The following is a 17,452-nucleotide window of genomic DNA, read 5'->3' as shown; positions in this document are numbered from 1 at the left end:
GTTTACCTTATGAAAAGCATCACCGCAAAATTTGGCAAAACGCCCCATCAACCCAGCCTGTGGACCCGCGCCGATGCGCTGAAAGTCCGCGCAGACGACCCCACCACCACCCAGCCACTGGTGAGTGCCGACTTCCCGGTACTGAGCGACAAGGTGTTTATCTGGGACACCATGCCGCTGCGTGATATCGACGGCAACATCACCTCCGTCGATGGTTGGTCGGTGATCTTCACCCTGACCGCAGACCGCCACCCTACCGATCCGCAATACCTCGATCAGAACGGCAACTACGACATCACCCGCGACTGGAACGATCGCCATGGTCGGGCAAAGATGTACTACTGGTTCTCCCGCACCGGCAAGGACTGGAAACTCGGCGGCCGGGTCATGGCTGAAGGGGTTTCGCCCACCGTTCGTGAATGGGCCGGCACGCCGATCCTGTTGAACGAACAAGGTGAAGTGGACCTGTACTACACCGCAGTCACGCCAGGCGCGACCATCGTCAAGGTGCGTGGCCGCGTGGTGACCACCGAGCATGGCGTCAGCCTGGTGGGCTTCGAGAAGGTCAAGCCGCTGTTCGAGGCCGACGGCAAGATGTACCAGACCGAAGCGCAGAACGCTTTCTGGGGGTTCCGCGATCCGTGGCCGTTCCGCGACCCGAAGGATGGCAAGCTGTACATGCTGTTCGAGGGCAACGTGGCTGGCGAGCGTGGCTCGCACACGGTGGGTAAAGCGGAAATCGGCGATGTGCCGCCGGGTTATGAAGACGTCGGCAACTCGCGCTTCCAGACGGCCTGCATCGGTATCGCCGTGGCCCGTGATGAGGATGGAGACGACTGGGAAATGCTGCCGCCGCTGCTGACCGCAGTCGGCGTCAATGACCAGACCGAACGTCCGCACTTCGTGTTCCAGGACGGCAAGTACTACCTGTTCACCATCAGCCACACCTTCACCTATGCCGACGGGGTAACCGGGCCAGACGGGGTATACGGTTTTGTCGCAGACTCGCTGTTCGGCCCTTACGTGCCCTTGAACGGTTCCGGCCTGGTCCTGGGCAACCCGTCTTCCCAGCCCTTCCAGACCTACTCCCACTGCGTGATGCCCAACGGCCTGGTGACTTCCTTTATCGACAGCGTACCTACCGGCGAAAGCGGGACAACGATGCGTATCGGCGGCACCGAGGCACCAACGGTGGGCATCAAGATCAAGGGGCAGCAGACATTCGTGGTCGCCGAGTATGACTACGGTTACATCCCACCGATGCTTGACGTCACGCTCAAGTAAAGCGCTACAGGGCTTTGAGGCAACGGGTTTGAGTTCGATGAGAACCCGTTGCTGATACGCCTGCCTCATTGCGATGTTGTTTGGAAATTCTGTTGAACAACGCGCAGTCACCACCCTTCGGGACTGGCTACAGGAATGTAGCCAGTAACGGATCAGGTCCTATCGCAGCGACGCTGACGGCCAAAATATGCCAGCGACCTTATCAGCGCAGGGGTATCGCGCCTGGAACAACGGCCCAATCGGGGCCGTTGTGCTGTTTGCCTTCAAGGCTTGACCCAATCCAGATCCACCGCGCCCTGGATACCCTCGACCTGACCCTTGCTGCTGTGCTGCCACCACTGCCAGCTCTTGCCGTGTTTGCTCCAGGTTTGCGGCACGGTGGGGTCAGCGACTCCCCAATGGGCAATCCACAGCGGGCATTCGCTGAAGTCATATTTGCGCCAGGCCACCCTGTTGCTCCAGATGCTGGGCGACGCATAAATATGCGGATACGCACCCTCCAGCAGCGACACCCTGACAAGCGTCACCAGTTGGAACAGGGCATCAGCCATCTGATCCGGGGTGGCCCCTTCGTTGCGATTGGTCTCGACATCAATGGCCAGGATGTCCTGCCCGACGTTGAATTCCACTTCGGCGAGCCGGCCCTTGATATTGGCCAGTTGCTCGCACGGCGTGCTGCTAAGCGCACGGAAATAGTGGTACACGCCGGCCTTCAGGCCGTTCGTTTTCATCCCTTGGAAGTTTTCGACGAACTTGGGATCGGTGTAGTCGCCACCCTCCGTCATCTTCGCTATCCCATGGGTGACACCCGCGCCCGCCACGCGCGCCCAATCGATGTTGCCCTGCCAGCGCGACACGTCAATGCCACGTGCGTTTGCATCGTTGATCGGTCCTTCGCAACTCATATCTGTTCCCCTGCTGTGGATGTCTTGTCGTCGCATCTTTTCATCGACGGCCAGCCGCCATGCACTATCGGGATACCGCACCTTGCTCATTCCGAGTGACAGCGCGTACGACAAGTTACGGAACCTTTGGCGAGGGAGCCTGCTCCCGTTGGACTGCGTAGCAGTCTTTTTTTGGGGCCTCTTAGCGCCCGCTTTCGCGAGCGCCACCTTCATCCACTGCCCGCTGATCAGGCCTTCTTGGCTGCCGCCTCCAAGGCCTTTTCAGCATTGAACCCATCGAAATTCGCAAACACGTCCATAAAGCCCGGCACGGTCGCTTCTCGCGCCCAGTCGCGCTGCAATTCGCAGTACATCTGCACGCGGCTGATGAGCTTAGCGCCTGCCTGTTCCATTCGGCGCAACGCCGCTTCGTGTGCGGCGAGCGATGTGCCGCCCACCGCATCGACCGGCACGTACACTTCATAGCCTTCCTGGATAGCGTCGAGCACCGGGAATGTCAGGCAGGCTTCAGTCCAGAGCGCCGTCATGATGAGTTTCTTGCGCCCAAGCGCCTTGACCGCCTCTTTGAATGCGGTGTCCTCCCAGCTGTTGATCGAGGTGCGGTCATAGGTCGGCAGGTGGCCGAGCACCTCTTGCAGTTCCTGGATCGGCGGCTTGTTGCGGCCGGTCGCGACATTGACGGTGGAATGGATGATCGGAAGGTTGTAGTTGACCGCCGCCCTGGCGACGCTGGTGATGTTGAAGACGAGTTCGTCACGCGGCATCGAGCGGATCGAGGACACCTGGACAGGCTGATAATCGATGATGATCAACGCCGAATTTTCCGGGGTCAGTAGCTGATCGGTGTGGGGGTTGCGCAGAGTCTCGCTTGTCATGGGTAAATCCTTTTTATGGGTGACGCGCGTGTGTGAACGCGACGGAGCCCGTGCGGGTATGAATGCCAGAACACACGCGAAGGATGCGTGCCTGGAAATTCATTGTGCTGTTCCCATATTCGATGCAGTAGTAGCATCCCGAGGCGAGCTGTGTCGCGCAAAGGGGAACGCACCTATGGATATCGAAGAGCTGCAGACGTTCGTGGAAGTGGCTGATGCGGGGGGTATTTCACAGGCGGCGCGGCGGCTCGGCGTGTCGAAGTCGATCGTCACAACGGCACTGCCCTCGCCGCCGCGATCGCAGGCCTTGGCGTCGCCTACCTGCCCGATTGCCTCACTCATGAACACATCGCAGTCGGCGCACTGGTGCCGATCATGACCAACCATCCCCCACCCCCGGCCGGTGCTTACCTCATTCGCCCGCCGGGCGCGCATCCCGCCCGCAAAATACGCGTCCTCACCGAACTGCTGATCGAGTACTTCGGCGAATCGCCGCACCTGGCGGTGCTGCCGATTTCACATCAGGAGCAAGCGCTGGCGTGTGAGATCGGCAGCGCATGAGGCAACGCACGTCGTAAGCTGCCGAAGCTAGCCAGCTTCCGTGCCCTGCTCCAGGGCCTGCGCGAATTGACGCATCAGGCGCACCAGGGAGGTGATGTCTTCGGCAGCCCAGTCCTGAAAAATTTCCCGGGCCAGACGCTCACGCGCCTGGTCGATCTTGTCGGTGACCGCCTTGCCTTTCTCAGACACCACCGCCTCGCGCATCCGGCGATCTTCAGAGTTCTCATGCCGAATTACCAACTCCATGCGTTCAAGCTTGGAGACCTGGCGGCTGATGGTCGTGTAGTCCCGGCCCAGGCGACCTGCCAGATCCACGACGCCAATCGGCCCTACCCGCTCGATGACCACCAGCAGGCGAAAGAGCGCCTGATCCAGATGGACACCCGCTTCCGCGATCAGCCGCTCGTCGTTGCGAGGGCGGTTCATCACACTCACGATCGAGATCAAGGACCGGTGCAGATCCTTCATCTGCACTGATATATGTGTATCTTGCACTTTATTTTTCGTAGTCATAAGCTGCTCCCTGTTATGTGCATCTTACACATTGTTAGGGGAAGTGAAATGCGTGACTCTGTTGACGTCCTGATTTGTGGTGCCGGTGCCGCTGGCCTGACCCTGGCAATCGACTTGGCCCGGCGCGGGGTGAACTTTGCCCTCATCGAAAAGCGCCCCTCCCCCTTTTCGGGCTCGCGCGGCAAAGGCATACAGCCTCGCACCCAGGAGGTTTTCGAAGATCTCGGGATCCTGGACCGGGTCAGGGCCGCAGGGGGTATCTACCCGGCTATTCGCAAATACGCGCCCGATGGCAGTCACGCTGACCAGCCGGTAACGAGCGTCGCCGAGCCCACACCTGCAGAGCCGTACTGCCTTGCGTTGATGATTCCCCAGTTCAAGACCGAAGCGATCTTGCGCGAGCGCTTGATCGAACTGGGGCATGCCCCCGCGTTTGGGGTCGAGCTGACCGCAATGGTGGTCGGGACCGATGGGGTCAACGCCGTACTCGCAACCCCGGATGGCGAGCAGACACTCCAGGCCCGATACCTGGTGGGCGCCGATGGTGGGCGCAGCTTCGTACGCAGCACCTTGGGGATTGACTTTGCGGGCAAGACCCTGGGCGTGCGAGCGATCGTGGCCGATGTGGAATTGGCTGGGCTGTCGCGCGACGTGTGGCACCAGTTTGGGGATGGGGGCTCAGGCCCATTGGCTATCTGCCCGTTGGCCGGCACCGACCTGTTCCAGATCCAGGCACCTGTTCCCCTGGAGGGCGAGATTGACCTCTGCGCGGCGGCGCTGACCGAACGCGTTGCCCTGCACACCGGACGTACAGACATCACGGTCCGTTCAGTCGCCTGGTCCTCCACCTACAGCATGAATGCCAGGCTCGCCGAGCGTTACCGGGAGGGGCCGGTGTTCCTGGTCGGCGATGCGGCGCATGTCCATCCGCCAACGGGCGGCCAAGGGCTCAACACCAGCATCCAGGACGCCTACAACCTGGGCTGGAAGCTGGCCGCCGTATTGGCCGGCGCACCAGAGACGCTACTCGACACCTACGAAGCTGAGCGCCGGCCAGTGGCGGCGGATGTGCTCGGCCTGTCCACGCGGCTGCTTGCAGGTTTCAAGACCGGCGACAACCGACGACCCCGTGAAGCCCAGCAGTTGGACATCGGCTATCCGCACTCGCCGTTATCGCTCGCGTCGCAAGTTGCCAAAAGCGCGCTCGCGCCAGGCGATCGTGCACCTGATGCCATCGTGCGAGGCGCAAGCGGCAGCCCAACGCGTTTGTTCAACCTGTTCCAAGGCACCCATTGGACCTTGCTGGTCAATGGCCCCTCGAACTTCGCGCCAAGGGCTGGCTTGCACATTCACAGCGTCGGGCCCGGGTTGGAGATCGAAGATCACCTGGGTCAGTTCGCCCGGTTCTACGGCCTCGGTGAAGGCTGCGCCGTGCTGGTCAGGCCGGATGGCTATCTGGCAGGGTTCTTTACCAACGATCAGGCGGCTGCGTTGGGTAGCTACCTGGTTCGCTGCACACATGCGCGCCTAGGTTAGCCACCGAGGGACATTGCGCCCCCCGGTGGCGCGTTGTCAGGTAAACAGATCGACGCTCAACTGGAAGGCAACCCACAGCGCAAGGCCTGTAGCGAAGAGCAACGCGATGTTTTCAAACAGGTTGTTGCGATATTGCTTGTCCAGCAGCGACTTCTGGTTGGACATGATCAGCAGGCCCAGGGAAATAACCGGCAAGCCAATGATGTTCAACGCGCTGACGCCAATGGTCAGGGTCACGAAATCCGGCATGCCTGGCAGCGACCAGATCAACGGTGTCACCAGGATGAACAGCATGAACCATTTGTGCATCGGGTCATGATGAAATTCCTTGCCGAACTTTTCGCGACGTTCAGGACGAACGTGCTGGAAGGCATCGGTAATCAGCATCGGAAACGCCGTGGTCTTGCCGGAAATGCTGGCAAACAAGGTAGCGAACACGCCGATGAAGAACACATACCAACCCACCGGGCCGAAGAACATTTCCAGGGCCTTGCCCAGATCGCCCAAGGTCTTCACCTCGATGCCGTTGGGCCGCAGGATTTCCGCGCCGACGATCCAGATGGCCAGGTTGATGACGATCCCGACGAACACTGCAAACAGTAAATCGTTGCGTTGAACACGCTTGTGCTGCGGCCCGACCCAGCCCTTTTGGCGCATGACATACGGATGCACGAAGTTGGCGATGGAGCCTGCAACCGCGCCGATAACCGATACCGCCACCAGCAGCGCGCCATGCACGCCTTCATCCGGCGGGATGCTGAAGCCGATGGTGCCCTTGACGATGCCGACCACATCAGGACCGGACATCACGGCCAAGGCAATGAAGGCCAGGGTCATGATCGCCAACAGCACCTTCATCACGCCTTCGATCATCGAATAGATATTACGCCCCACCAGCATCCACACGGCGAGTACCACCGCCAATGAACACAGCAGTGGCTGGTCGCTTTTGAACAGCATTGCCAGCGACTCACCCGCCCCTTTGATCATGTAGGCGTTCATCAAGTGCCCCATCAACAGGGCGTAGACGAGCATGAACCAGGCGAAAAAGGGATTCAGTTGGGCATAGCCCTGCAGGATGGTCATGCCCTGGTTATTACACAACTGGAAGCGCGCGATGATGTTTACGATCAGGTATCTCAAGAGCAGCGAGACCGCCAGCACCCACATCATTGCGTAACCGTAATTGGCACCGGCCACGGACGACGTGATCAGGTCACCTGCGCCCAGCCATGACAGTACAGCGATGATTCCGGGGCCCAGCAGTTTGAGTATTCGGGAAAATCGATTTTGCGCGGGCGCCGCGGCCTGGCCTTCGACGGAACGAATGCTCGTCATAGAGGGTATCTCCATTTATTTTTTTTGTGAGAACGAGCGCAGTCGAACACGATAGATACGACGTCGTACAACAATTCTTGAACGAGAGTGTTTAGAAATGTTTCACCAGCGGAAAGTGGGGGCGTCGGGCTGTATGGATAACATTGAACCCGGCCAACGTCTTGCAAACGCTGCACCTGAGCCAAGGCATGTTTTTCAATTCTGAGCAAACAGCGATTGCTGTCGCTAAGGCACAGTCATAGGATGACCTACCACTACAACCGTTTCGCCTACGCGGGCAATCTTCCGAGCGTACCAGCAGCTCGATGTCGGCTTTCGCGGTCGACCCTTCAACAGACTGCTTGAGCTTTCTTGCGAACTATCCGGTGCAAGAGCAGCAGCCACGCAATATCGCTTTTTCACCCAACGGGCACTGGCTGCTGGTGACGGGCGAGAAAAGCGCCACAGTCGGCACTTACGCAGTCAGCAACAACGGCGCCTTGAAACGTGTCGGCGAAGCGCCGTCGGGCAAAGGCGCGTTATGGATTGAGGTGCTGCAAACGTCGGTAGACTGATCTTGCGGCGCACATTCAGCCCAGCTGTTGACGCACGGCCAGTTCCACACCGCGCAGTTCGGCCAGACCCTTGAGGCGACCGATCAGCGAATAGCCGGGGTTGCTTTTTCGGTGCTGATCGTCGAGCAGTTGATGCCCATGGTCCGGGCGCAACGGCAAGCGCGGGCCACCTTCGCGTTCACGTCTGCGCTCTTCTGTCACCAGGGCACTGATGACCCCGACCATATCAACGTCGCCGCCCAGGTGATGAGCTTCATGGAAGCTGCGCGGGTCCGCCTCGCGGCGCGTTGAGCGCAGGTGGGTAAAGTAGATGTACGGCGCAAAGTGCTTGGCCATCGCCACCAGATCGTTGTCTTCGCGCACGCCATAGGAGCCGGTGCAGAACGTCAGGCCATTGGCCGGGCTCGGAGCGGCGTCCAGCAACCATTGGGCGTCTGCGGCGGTGGACAGGATGCGCGGCAAGCCGAGCAGGGCACGGGGTGGGTCGTCCGGGTGGATCGCCATGCGCACGCCCACGTCCTCTGCCACCGGAACCACCGCGCGCAGAAAGTACGCCAGGTGTTCACGCAGCCTGACTTCGTCGATGTCCGCATAGGTGCGCAGCAAGGCTCGGAAGTCTTCCAGGCTGTAGTGCTCTTCGGCGCCGGGCAAACCGGCGATCAAGGTGTTGACCAGGCATTCGCTCTGGGCGGGCGTCAGTTGCTCGAAGTAGGCCCTGGCCTGTTGGATGTCCTCGGCGCTGTATTCGGCTTGCGCATCCGGGCGCTGCAGGATGAACAGGTCGAACGCGGCAAACGCGGTCTGATCGAAACGCAGCGCCCAACCGCCATCCGCCAGCTCATACGCCAGGTCGGTGCGGGTCCAGTCCAGCACCGGCATGAAGTTGTAGCACACAATATCGATGCCGCAGCTCGCCAGGTTGCGCACGCTCTGCTGATAGTTGGCGATGTACTCGTCACGCCGGCCGCAGCCGCGCTTGATGTCTTCATGCACCGGGATGCTTTCCACCACCGACCAGCTCAAGCCTGCGGCTTCGATCATCTGTTTGCGCGCCGCGATGGCGTCCACCGGCCAGACCTCGCCGTTGGGGATTTCGTGCAACGCGGTGACGATACCGGTCGCGCCGGTTTGGCGGACGTCCGCCAGGGAGATCGGGTCTTGGGGGCCAAACCAACGCCATGTCTGTTCCATGTTTTTTCTCCTTTCTTGTTAGTTGGGTGCAGCAAAGGTGTGCAAAAGGCTGCTTATGCCGTCGCGGACCAGAGCGCCATAGGCGCCTTGCACGGCATCGCGAAAAGCTGCGCGATCAGACAATACGGCGGGGAATACTTCGCCCAGATCGAGAAAGGCGTCCACCAGGGATGCGCCTTCGAATCGTGCTGCGAGATCTGCGAAGGTTGCGCTTAACGGGTCGTCAATCACCTGCGCCGAACCGTCGGTCAGCGGCTGCGTGCAATAGTGAATCCACGCGGCGATGCCCAACGCGGTGCAGGCAACGTCGCGCCCCTCGTCGAGCAATTGCTGCGCACCGAGCAACCAGCGTTGCGGCAGTTTCTGCGAGCCATCCATGGCGATCTGACGCAGGCGATGTTGCAGGCTGTCATTGGCAAAGCGCGCCTTCAGATCGTGGGCATAGGCCGCTAGATCGAGGCCTGCCGGCATGTCCAGGGTGCGCGCCGCTTCCTCGGCCATGTAGCGCTCGATGAAATGTGCCAAGTCCGCATCGTTGATAGCGTCGAACACAGTTTCATGGCCGGCCAGCAACCCCACATAAGCCAGTAACGAATGGCTGCCGTTGAGCATGCGCAGCTTCATCGTTTCAAAGGGGCGCACGTCATCCACCATCTGGACGCCCTCCACCTCCCAGTCCGGACGCCCGAGAGGAAAGTGATCTTCGATCACCCATTGGCTGAAACTTTCACAGGCCACGGCCGCACGGTCGTAACAATCGAGTTGCTGTTCCAAGCGGGCGAAGGATTCGCCGTCCATGGCGGGGACGATCCGGTCGACCATGCAGCCAGGAAACGCCACCTGCTCGTTGACCCACTGCTTCAATCCTTCGTCCTGCAGCGCCGCCAATCCACTCACTGCCTGGCGGGTGCGCTGGCCGTTGTCTGGCATGTTGTCGCAGCACAACACAGTGAACGCCGTAAGGCCTGCGGCGCGGCGCCGGCGCAGGCCTTCGAGGACAATGCCGGGTGCGGTGCGCGGCGTTTGCGGGTGAGCGATGTCATGGGCAATCGCAGGGTCTTCGAGGCGCAACTGCCCAGAGGAAGGACTCAAGCAGTAGCCTTTTTCGGTGACGGTGAGCGTGACGATCCGCGTTTGCGGCGCGGCCATGCGCTGCAACAGCAACTCCAAGTCAGCGCCGCCCTCGCCCACATACAAGGCCTGGCGCAACACACCGATCTCACGCAACGTCACCTGCTCGCGGTCGCGATACTCGGCCACATGGTAACGGCCGTCCTGCTCGCGCAATTGATCGACCAATGTGCGGTTTGAGCGAAGGTTGGCGCTGCACACGCCCCACTCACTTTGGCCATGACGGTTGAGATGGCGTTGCAGGTAGACCGCCTGGTGAGCGCGATGAAACGCCCCCAGGCCAAGATGCACGATACCGATCTCACGGACAGCGCCGGTAGCGGGCACACGATTCACAACAGGCATCGACACGCTCCTTTCATGACGGGTTATGGCCGGCTGAGGGCCGGGCCTGGCTGCGGGCTGTGTGCTGACGAGTGACCGGTATCCGCTACCGAAAGCGGTTTGACATAACGGGCTACACACACGGCGCCAATCACGGTCAACAATCCCGCCAGCAAAAAGGCACTGGTGAACGAACCGGTGAATTGCACCAGAAAGCCGGTCAAGGTCGGGCCAATGATGCCCGAGGTATTGGCCAGGAAATGCATGAAGCCACTGACCCCGCCCACCCGCGCGGCGGGCACGGTGTCCTGGATGATCGCCCAGTAGATGGCACCCGTGAGGTAAAGGAAGAACACGGCCAAGGCGACGAGGATGACCGCCGGATACAGGGTCTTGACGACGCCGGCAAAGGCGATACACCCCGCGCAGAGCAACAGGCACGTCACCAGCACCACCTTGCGGGAGAACATCATCCGCCCGGTTTTCTTGAACACGAAGTCGGAAATGAACCCGCCCAGGGCCAGGCCGAGGAAACCCAGGACCCAGGGGATGACCGTGGCGATGCTCATGTCCTTGACGTTGAGGCCGTGGGCCATGGTCAGATAACTGGGGAACCAGGTCAGGAAGAAAAACAGCGTGTAGTTATAGGAAAAGAACGCCAGGGACGTGAACAGCACCGTCGGCTGCTTGAGGTAGAACCGCAGCGGGAACACCGGCTGCGCCGCCAGCTCGCTTTGGCCCTCGGCCCGCACAATACTCTCGGCGCCCTCGCCTTCAGGCCGTTCCTTGACGAATTTGTACCACACCGCCGCCCACACCAGGCCAATCACCATGATGATAATGAACGACATCTTCCAGCCGTAGGTGACGGCAATGAAGCCCACCACCGGCCCGGAAATCGCCCCGCCCAGCGGCGTGCCGGACATTGATGTGCCGAGCGCCCGGGCCCTGCGCTTGGGGGTGTACCAGTTGTTGATCATCTTGCTCGTCGTGACACTCAGTGGCCCCTCCCCCATCCCGAACAGGATGCGGATCAGCACCAGCGAGGCAAAGCCAATCGTCAGCACCGTGAGACCGCTGAACAGCGACCACAGCACCATCGCCAGCAACAGCGTGGTTTTCGCGCCGTAGCGGTCGGCTGCCCAGCCGCCGATAAAGTTGAACACCGCATAACCGACGAAAAAACTGCTGAAGATCATGCCCATCTCACCCGTGGTCAGACCGTAGTCTTTCTGGATGAACGGAGCCGCGACGGACAATGCCGAGCGATCCAGGTAGTTAATGACGCCTGCCAGGAACAGCATGATGATGATTAACGTGCGACCTTGACCAAACATTGGAACCTCCCGCTTTTTGTGTTTATTCGGTGAGGGTGCCCCCGGGGGCACGAGTATCTACAGACGGCTATGGATGGGCGCCATTCAGTTCCACGAGGACCTTGCGGGTTTGCTCGGGATGGCTTTCGATCAAATCGATGGCCCCCGGCATTTCGTCGAAGCTGACGCGATGGCTGATCAGTTCCTGGACGTGTAATTTGCCGCTGGCGATCAGTTCGATCACCTTGGGGAACTTGCGATTGTTCAGGCGCGACCCCACCAGGGTCAGTTCCTTCTTGATCATTTCCAACTGCACCAGGTCGCTCGGCACCGCATTGAACCCCAGCAGGCCGATACGCCCTGCGGGCGAGGCCAGGCGCACCATTTGCGGCATCAGTGCCGGAATGCAGGCCGCGTCGACGATCAGCGGTACGCCTTCGCCATCGGTCAGCTCGCGCAGGGTTGCCTCGACGTCGACATCCTTGCCGTTGAGCGTGCGGCTGGCGCCGAGTGCCTTGGCGGTTTCCAGGCGTGTATCGATGACGTCGGTCACGGTGATATCCGTCAGCCCCAGCGCCCGGGCCATTTGCACCAGGGTCAGGCCAATCACGCCCGCGCCATAAATCAACAGGCTGTCGCCCGGGTGGGGCTGCATGCGATCGAGCACGTTGAGTGCGATGGAATAAGGTTCAACCAGCGCCGCATGGCTCAGGGACATCGAGTCAGGCAAGCGGTGGGCATTGGCAGCCGGCACGCAGACCTGCTCACTGAAGCCACCATCGCGGTGTACCCCGATCACTTGCAGCCGCGTGCAGACGTTCGGGCGGTTGATCCGGCACGGGTAGCAGGTGCCGCAGCTGATGACCGGGTCGATGCACACGCGGTCACCGACTTTCAGGTTTTCAACGCCCTCGCCCACTTCGCGCACCACGCCGGAGAACTCATGGCCGGTCACCCTGGGAAATTGCACAAAGGCGTTTTGCCCATGGATGATGTGCATGTCCGAGCCGCAAATACCGGCGTAGGCGACGTCAACCTTGACTTCACCCTGCGCCACTTGCGGTACATCGACGTGTGCGAGGCTGAATTCAAAAGGTGCTCTTACTTGAAAAGCTTTCATCGGGTTTCTCCAGCCAGGGTGGGTGGCGCCCTGTGTGCTTGTTGTTATTGATCAGTCGAAACAGCGCTTACCAGTGCCAGAGCGTGCCGTCTTCCAGACGATTGACCGGCAGGCTGGCGCGCTTGTAGGGGTATTTCGCCGCCAGGCTCTCGTCGATATCGACGCCGTGCCCTGGCGTTTCGCCGGGCGTGAAATGGCCATCTTCAAAGCGATAGGCGTGAGGAAAGACTTCGTCGATCCGTGCGTCGTGGGGCATGTGCTCCTGGATGCCGAAATTGGGCACCCAGGTGTCGAAATGCAACGCCGCCCCCATGCACACCGGCGACAGGTCGGTTGCGCCATGAAAGCCGGTGCGTACCTGATAGAGCGCGGCAAAGTCGGCAATGCGGCGCACGTGGGTAATACCTCCGGCGTGCACCAGGGTGGCGCGGATGTAGTCGATCAACTGTTCCTGGATCAACTCCCGGCAGTCATGAATGGAGTTGAACACCTCACCCACCGCCAGCGGCGTGGTGGTGTGTTGGCGGATCAGGCGGAAGGCTTGCTGATTCTCGGCCGGGGTGCAGTCTTCGAGCCAGAACAGGTTGAAGGGCTCGACCGCCTTGCCCAGGCGCCCCGCTTCAATGGGCGTGAGGCGATGGTGCACGTCGTGCAGGATGTGCAAGTCATCGCCGAAACGCTCGCGCACGGCGGCGAAGAGCTTGGGCACATGGTTCAGGTATTTGGCGGTGTCCCACACATGCTCGGCAGGCAGGTCACTGTCGGCCGGTTCATAACGCTCACCGCTGCGTTTGGCCACGCCATAGGTGGTGGCGATGCCGGGAATCCCGCACTGTACCCGCACCGCCTTGTAACCCAACTCGACATGCCGGGCGACTTCGTCCAGGCAACCTTCGATGTCCTTGCCCGTGGCATGCCCATAGACCATCACGCGCTCGCGGCTTTTGCCTCCGAGCAACTGGTACAACGGCATCTGCGCGGCCTTGGCCTTGATGTCCCACAAAGCGATGTCCACGGCGGCAATCGCGGTCATGGTCACCGGGCCACGGCGCCAGTAGGCGCCGCGATAGAGGTACTGCCAGATGTCCTCGATGCGCTGGGCATCGCGACCGATCAGGGCCGGCAGCACGTGTTCTTCAAGATAGGCCACCACTGCCAGTTCACGCCCATTCAAGGTCGCGTCGCCAATGCCGTAGATGCCGGAATCAGTGACGATTTTCAGGGTGATCAGATTGCGACCCGGGCAGGTAACAATGACGCGGGCTTCAATGATTTTCATGAAGTCAGGCCTCTAAGGCAGGAGAGGGGGCGGGATGACGCGATCTGCCAAGTTTTTCCTGAAATTACTCTCATCAGCAGGCGCCTTTTTTATTTTTAAAACGGCGTTTCATTCGTAGCCTGTGACCAAGTTTTAATCAGATTTCCTACACCGTCAAGAAAAATGAAACAGCGTTTTGATTCGCCAGCGTATATCCTTGGACTTTCCGTTCCCGTTGGAGCCTTCATGGACAACAGCACCATCCAGAACAATGAACTGGTCTCCGCCGTCGGCCGGACCATGGCCGTCCTTGAAGCGCTGGCCGAGCATCCAGAGGAAAGCGGCGTGTCGGAAATCGCGCAGAAACTGGACATGTCCAAAAGCACGGTTTACCGCTTTTTGCAGTCACTCAAGGCCCGCGGCTATGTGGTGCAAGATGCCGAGGATCGCTATCGGCTCAGCGTCCGGCTGTTTGAACTGGGCGCGCAGGCCCTGCCCCACCTGGACATCGTCCGCGAGGCGGAACCGGGCATGCGGCGTATCAACGAACTGACCGGCGAGACCGTGCACTTGGGCATTCTTGACGAAGGCAGCATCGTCTACGTGCACAAGATCGACTCCAAATACAATCTGCGCATGTACTCGCGCATAGGCCGGCGTGCGCCGTTGTACTGCACAGGTATCGGCAAAGTATTGATGGCGTGGCTGGAGCAGCCCGAGTTGATCGCTCATTTGCAGGAAGAAAGTTTCGAGCGCCGCACCGCCAACACACTGACCAGCGTCGAGGCGTATCTGCAAGAACTGGAAGTGGTTCGCGCCCAGGGCTACGCCGAAGACCATGAAGAGTTCGAAGACAACATGCGCTGCCTGGCCGCACCGATCCGCGACCGTTTCGGCCATGTCATCGGTGGCCTGAGCGTGTCTTTCCCCTGCTTTCGCTTTCGCGAAGAACTTAAACAGGACTACGTCAACCGGCTGATGGAAACCACGCGGCAGATTTCCAGGCAATTAGGCTGGCATGTGAAGTAGCCGATGCTTTTCGTAAAATAGCCCGGGCCACCAAAGCACCTTGTTGCGGCCCGCGCCTCAGGCCCGTGCCGTCTACTGGACGCAGGTTTTTCTGCATGGCCGACGTGGATTGTTGCAGTGCTGTAATCTCATCTTTCCCTGAAAGAGTGACTAGCCCACTGAGATCGCCCGCTGGCGATCCTGTTATTTAAAATAATCAACTTAAAGAGACGGCAAACACTACGCTTGGTCAACAGCACCGCCAGAATAACGGTAGCAAATAACCGATGCGAGAATAATCAATGCTATAAATATAAAGCCGCTTTGTTACTAACTTTCTGACGCCTCGCCTAAACTTACACTTTGATCTTTTTTATGGTTTTTAATTTGCCTGCCCGATTAATCGGCGAGCATCAAGACCTACTCGAACACTAGAACCCTATCCATCTCCTTCTACTTAATACCACCACTATCTCTCTATGGAAGTAATACTATTATCATCAACCGGACGGACGGTATAGCTACAGGCTAAAGCTATTCTAAATACAGCAGATAACCCCTATGTTGTTTATATCCGCAAGACTGTTCAAGGAACGAACTCATGGCCCAACGTCAATCCAGCCACATCCCCCTTCCTGGTCATCCGCGCTTTCTTTGGTTCGCTTTCATCCCGGTGGTGCCCGCCGTTATATGGACCCTGTTGCAGTCAACCTCTGTGGCCAGCCTGGCGGCCTGCGCGGTACTGGTGCTGATCGGCCTCGGTGCGTGCGCCTGGAGCGCCGGTTCGCAGCGTGACGCGGTGCTGCGAGCCACCGCGTGGGCGCTGGCGGATCAGTCAGGCGCGCAGGCGGCGCATAGCGGCATGGACTCGCGGGCACAGCTCGATGAAGTGTTGCTGGGCGCCATGCCGATCTGGGCCAAGCAGGTGGAAAGCTCGCGCCAGCAGACCGAAGACGCGATTGTGAGCCTGGCCAACCGATTTACCGGGATAGCTGCGCGATTGCAGGACACGGTGCAAGCCTCGCAGCAGGCTGCCGGCGAACTGGACGGCAAGGCCGCCGACGGCGCGCTGGAGGTGCTGGCGCGCAGCGACAGCGAGCTGAGCCAGGTGATCAACTCACTCAAGGCCACTCAAACCAGCCGTGACCAGACGCTCGCCCAAGTACGCAGCCTTACCGCCTATACCGGCGAACTGCGCACCATGGCCGCCGATGTGGCCGCAATTGCCGCACAAACCAACCTGCTGGCGCTCAATGCGGCCATCGAGGCGGCGCGGGCCGGTGAAGCCGGTCGCGGCTTCGCGGTGGTGGCCGATGCGGTGCGCAGCCTGTCGAGCAAATCCAGCGAAACCGGCCAGCAGATGTCGGCCAAGGTCGACATCATCAATAACGCCATCACCCAGTTGGTGCAGGCCGCCTCCAGCAGTGCCGACCAGGACAGCAACTCGGTGGCCGCCTCTGAAAACAGCATTCAATTGGTGCTCGAACGCTTCCAGAACATCACCGGGCGCCTGGCCGACTCCGCCGACCTGCTCAAGCAGGAAAGCCACGGCATTCGTGATGAGATGACCGAAGTACTGGTCAACCTGCAATTCCAGGACCGGGTCAGCCAGATCCTCAGCCACGTGCGAGACAACATGCACGCCTTGCATGAGCACCTTATGCAGACCCGCCAGTCCCCGGACCAGGCCGTGGCCGTCGACGCCCGGCAGTGGCTGGCGCGCATGGAAGCCACCTACGCCACCGATGAGCAACGGCGCACGCACCATGGCGCGGCGTCCGTGCAACAGAATTCTCAAGACATCACGTTTTTTTAAGGAGCCCCTCATGGCGAAGAATGTACTAGTGGTCGACGACTCCAGCAGCGTGCGGCAAGTGGTCGGCATTGCCTTGAAAAGCGCCGGTTACGACGTGATCGAGGCCAGCGACGGCAGGGATGCCCTGAGCAAGCTCAACGGGCAGAAAGTGCACCTGATCATCAGCGACGTGAACATGCCCAACATGGACGGCATCACCTTCGTCAAGGAGGTCAAGAAGCTGGCCAACTATAAGTTCACCCCGATCATCATGTTGACCACCGAGTCCCAGGAATCGAAAAAGGCCGAAGGCCAGGCTGCTGGCGCCAAGGCGTGGGTGGTCAAGCCGTTCCAGCCGGCGCAAATGCTGGCAGCCGTATCCAAACTGATCCTGCCCTGACACCCGGGAGGGCCCCCATGCCGATAACGTGCGAAACACTCGACGACACCGCCCGCGTGGGCATTGACGGCGAACTCACGATTTACACCGTGGCCGAACTGGCGAGCGTGTTGCTGCCGCAAATGGGCGCGGCGCCTCGCCTGGAGCTGGACCTGTCACAGGTCACCGAGATGGATGGCGCCGGCTTGCAGTTGCTCGCGGTCATCCAGCGTGAAGCCGGCATTGCCGGCACCGCCTTGAGCGTGACCGGCCAGAGCCAGGCGGTCACCCAGGCGCTTGAACTGTGCCGCAACGCCGCGTTGTAGCCAGCGCTGCCCACTTTCATTGATCGACAAGGAAGGTC

At 60.2% G+C, this 17,452-nt stretch carries 16 protein-coding genes and 2 pseudogenes; 9 read left to right on the top strand and 9 right to left on the bottom strand.

Features of this window, described 5'->3' with window-relative positions; genetic code table 11:
* Positions 1 to 9 precede the first annotated feature (9 nt).
* Positions 10 to 1,284, top strand: coding sequence for a glycoside hydrolase family 68 protein (locus tag C4J85_RS10500; protein ID WP_124409532.1), 1,275 nt, complete (start codon positions 10 to 12; stop codon positions 1,282 to 1,284).
* 263 nt (positions 1,285 to 1,547) lie between these two features.
* Here the strand turns inward: C4J85_RS10500 and C4J85_RS10495 are convergent, their stop codons facing one another.
* Together C4J85_RS10495 and C4J85_RS10490 are read right to left on the bottom strand one after the other, a co-directional pair.
* Positions 1,548 to 2,303 (bottom strand): glycoside hydrolase family 25 protein, encoded by a 756-nt coding sequence (locus C4J85_RS10495; protein WP_256657898.1) that lies wholly within the window; start codon positions 2,301 to 2,303, stop codon positions 1,548 to 1,550.
* 113 nt (positions 2,304 to 2,416) lie between these two features.
* Positions 2,417 to 3,064: a hydrolase gene (locus tag C4J85_RS10490; RefSeq protein WP_124409531.1), complete on the bottom strand. Its 648-nt coding sequence runs from the start codon at positions 3,062 to 3,064 to the stop codon at positions 2,417 to 2,419.
* On the opposite strand from C4J85_RS10490, the gene C4J85_RS27955 reads away from it, so the two are divergent.
* Together C4J85_RS27955 and C4J85_RS27675 are read left to right on the top strand one after the other, a co-directional pair.
* Entirely contained in the window at positions 3,063 to 3,443 is a 381-nt protein-coding gene (locus C4J85_RS27955) for a LysR family transcriptional regulator (RefSeq protein WP_372240621.1), read from the top strand. The two genes, C4J85_RS10490 and C4J85_RS27955, sit on opposite strands and share 2 nt — an antisense overlap.
* Positions 3,338 to 3,625 (top strand): annotated as a pseudogene (locus tag C4J85_RS27675) (LysR substrate-binding domain-containing protein); the annotation flags it as partial. The gene C4J85_RS27955 and the pseudogene C4J85_RS27675, both read left to right, overlap by 106 nt.
* A gap of 27 nt (positions 3,626 to 3,652) precedes the next feature.
* Here C4J85_RS27675 and C4J85_RS10480 read toward each other — a convergent pair.
* The gene (locus tag C4J85_RS10480) at positions 3,653 to 4,138 is read right to left on the bottom strand and encodes a MarR family winged helix-turn-helix transcriptional regulator (protein ID WP_124406870.1); all 486 of its coding nucleotides are present in this window, start codon (positions 4,136 to 4,138) and stop codon (positions 3,653 to 3,655) included.
* A gap of 48 nt (positions 4,139 to 4,186) precedes the next feature.
* Here C4J85_RS10480 and C4J85_RS10475 point away from each other — a divergent pair, with 48 nt between their 5' ends.
* A complete protein-coding gene (locus C4J85_RS10475; protein WP_124406869.1) occupies positions 4,187 to 5,674 on the top strand; it encodes an FAD-dependent oxidoreductase in 1,488 nt (495 codons plus the stop codon).
* A 36-nt stretch (positions 5,675 to 5,710) separates the two neighbouring features.
* Here C4J85_RS10475 and C4J85_RS10470 read toward each other — a convergent pair whose 3' ends face one another.
* A complete protein-coding gene (locus C4J85_RS10470) occupies positions 5,711 to 7,012 on the bottom strand; it encodes an Nramp family divalent metal transporter (protein ID WP_124409530.1) in 1,302 nt (433 codons plus the stop codon).
* A 284-nt stretch (positions 7,013 to 7,296) separates the two neighbouring features.
* Here C4J85_RS10470 and C4J85_RS10465 point away from each other — a divergent pair.
* A pseudogene (locus tag C4J85_RS10465) lies at positions 7,297 to 7,566 on the top strand (lactonase family protein); the annotation flags it as partial.
* A gap of 15 nt (positions 7,567 to 7,581) precedes the next feature.
* Here the strand turns inward: C4J85_RS10465 and uxuA are convergent.
* From uxuA to manD, 5 genes are all read right to left on the bottom strand, one after another.
* Positions 7,582 to 8,757 (bottom strand): mannonate dehydratase, encoded by a 1,176-nt coding sequence (uxuA, locus tag C4J85_RS10460; protein WP_124409529.1) that lies wholly within the window; start codon positions 8,755 to 8,757, stop codon positions 7,582 to 7,584.
* A gap of 18 nt (positions 8,758 to 8,775) precedes the next feature.
* Complete coding sequence (locus tag C4J85_RS10455; RefSeq protein WP_124409528.1) at positions 8,776 to 10,233, bottom strand: mannitol dehydrogenase family protein; 1,458 nt, start codon at positions 10,231 to 10,233, stop codon at positions 8,776 to 8,778.
* A 23-nt stretch (positions 10,234 to 10,256) separates the two neighbouring features.
* Positions 10,257 to 11,549 carry an MFS transporter gene (locus C4J85_RS10450; protein ID WP_124409527.1) on the bottom strand — a complete coding sequence of 431 codons (1,293 nt, stop codon included), beginning with the start codon at positions 11,547 to 11,549 and terminating at the stop codon, positions 10,257 to 10,259.
* 67 nt (positions 11,550 to 11,616) lie between these two features.
* A complete protein-coding gene (locus tag C4J85_RS10445; protein ID WP_124409526.1) occupies positions 11,617 to 12,648 on the bottom strand; it encodes a Zn-dependent oxidoreductase in 1,032 nt (343 codons plus the stop codon).
* A gap of 67 nt (positions 12,649 to 12,715) precedes the next feature.
* A complete protein-coding gene (gene manD / locus C4J85_RS10440; protein WP_124403793.1) occupies positions 12,716 to 13,927 on the bottom strand; it encodes a D-mannonate dehydratase ManD in 1,212 nt (403 codons plus the stop codon).
* A 225-nt stretch (positions 13,928 to 14,152) separates the two neighbouring features.
* Between manD and kdgR the strand changes: the two genes are divergently transcribed.
* From kdgR to C4J85_RS10420, 4 genes are all read left to right on the top strand, one after another.
* A complete protein-coding gene (gene kdgR, locus C4J85_RS10435) occupies positions 14,153 to 14,935 on the top strand; it encodes a DNA-binding transcriptional regulator KdgR (RefSeq protein ID WP_124366582.1) in 783 nt (260 codons plus the stop codon).
* Positions 14,936 to 15,515: 580 nt separating this feature from the next.
* Positions 15,516 to 16,730 carry a methyl-accepting chemotaxis protein gene (locus C4J85_RS10430; protein WP_124366581.1) on the top strand — a complete coding sequence of 405 codons (1,215 nt, stop codon included), beginning with the start codon at positions 15,516 to 15,518 and terminating at the stop codon, positions 16,728 to 16,730.
* Positions 16,731 to 16,740: 10 nt separating this feature from the next.
* The gene (locus C4J85_RS10425; RefSeq protein WP_124366580.1) at positions 16,741 to 17,109 is read left to right on the top strand and encodes a response regulator; all 369 of its coding nucleotides are present in this window, start codon (positions 16,741 to 16,743) and stop codon (positions 17,107 to 17,109) included.
* A gap of 17 nt (positions 17,110 to 17,126) precedes the next feature.
* Complete coding sequence (locus C4J85_RS10420) at positions 17,127 to 17,414, top strand: lipid asymmetry maintenance protein MlaB (protein WP_124366579.1); 288 nt, start codon at positions 17,127 to 17,129, stop codon at positions 17,412 to 17,414.
* Positions 17,415 to 17,452 lie beyond the last annotated feature (38 nt).

Origin of the sequence: Pseudomonas sp. R4-34-07, assembly GCF_003852375.1 — a bacterium.
In the GTDB taxonomy this organism is placed as follows: Bacteria; Pseudomonadota; Gammaproteobacteria; order Pseudomonadales; family Pseudomonadaceae; genus Aquipseudomonas.
The sequence above is the reverse complement of the archived record's forward strand: the minus strand, read 5'-3'. Positions and strand labels throughout refer to the sequence as shown.

Bases quoted from the DNA above. Each gene is read 5' to 3' on its own strand.
- C4J85_RS10500 (WP_124409532.1), top strand. From the start codon at position 10: ATGAAAAGCATCACCGCAAAATTTGGCAAAACGCCCCATCAACCCAGC.
- C4J85_RS27955 (WP_372240621.1), top strand. From the start codon at position 3,063: ATGGGTAAATCCTTTTTATGGGTGACGCGCGTGTGTGAACGCGACGGA.
- C4J85_RS10490 (WP_124409531.1), bottom strand. From the start codon at position 3,064: ATGACAAGCGAGACTCTGCGCAACCCCCACACCGATCAGCTACTGACC.
- C4J85_RS10480 (WP_124406870.1), bottom strand. From the start codon at position 4,138: ATGACTACGAAAAATAAAGTGCAAGATACACATATATCAGTGCAGATG.
- C4J85_RS10475 (WP_124406869.1), top strand. From the start codon at position 4,187: ATGCGTGACTCTGTTGACGTCCTGATTTGTGGTGCCGGTGCCGCTGGC.
- C4J85_RS10470 (WP_124409530.1), bottom strand. From the start codon at position 7,012: ATGACGAGCATTCGTTCCGTCGAAGGCCAGGCCGCGGCGCCCGCGCAA.
- uxuA (WP_124409529.1), bottom strand. From the start codon at position 8,757: ATGGAACAGACATGGCGTTGGTTTGGCCCCCAAGACCCGATCTCCCTG.
- C4J85_RS10455 (WP_124409528.1), bottom strand. From the start codon at position 10,233: ATGCCTGTTGTGAATCGTGTGCCCGCTACCGGCGCTGTCCGTGAGATC.
- C4J85_RS10450 (WP_124409527.1), bottom strand. From the start codon at position 11,549: ATGTTTGGTCAAGGTCGCACGTTAATCATCATCATGCTGTTCCTGGCA.
- C4J85_RS10445 (WP_124409526.1), bottom strand. From the start codon at position 12,648: ATGAAAGCTTTTCAAGTAAGAGCACCTTTTGAATTCAGCCTCGCACAC.
- manD (WP_124403793.1), bottom strand. From the start codon at position 13,927: ATGAAAATCATTGAAGCCCGCGTCATTGTTACCTGCCCGGGTCGCAAT.
- kdgR (WP_124366582.1), top strand. From the start codon at position 14,153: ATGGACAACAGCACCATCCAGAACAATGAACTGGTCTCCGCCGTCGGC.
- C4J85_RS10430 (WP_124366581.1), top strand. From the start codon at position 15,516: ATGGCCCAACGTCAATCCAGCCACATCCCCCTTCCTGGTCATCCGCGC.
- C4J85_RS10425 (WP_124366580.1), top strand. From the start codon at position 16,741: ATGGCGAAGAATGTACTAGTGGTCGACGACTCCAGCAGCGTGCGGCAA.
- C4J85_RS10420 (WP_124366579.1), top strand. From the start codon at position 17,127: ATGCCGATAACGTGCGAAACACTCGACGACACCGCCCGCGTGGGCATT.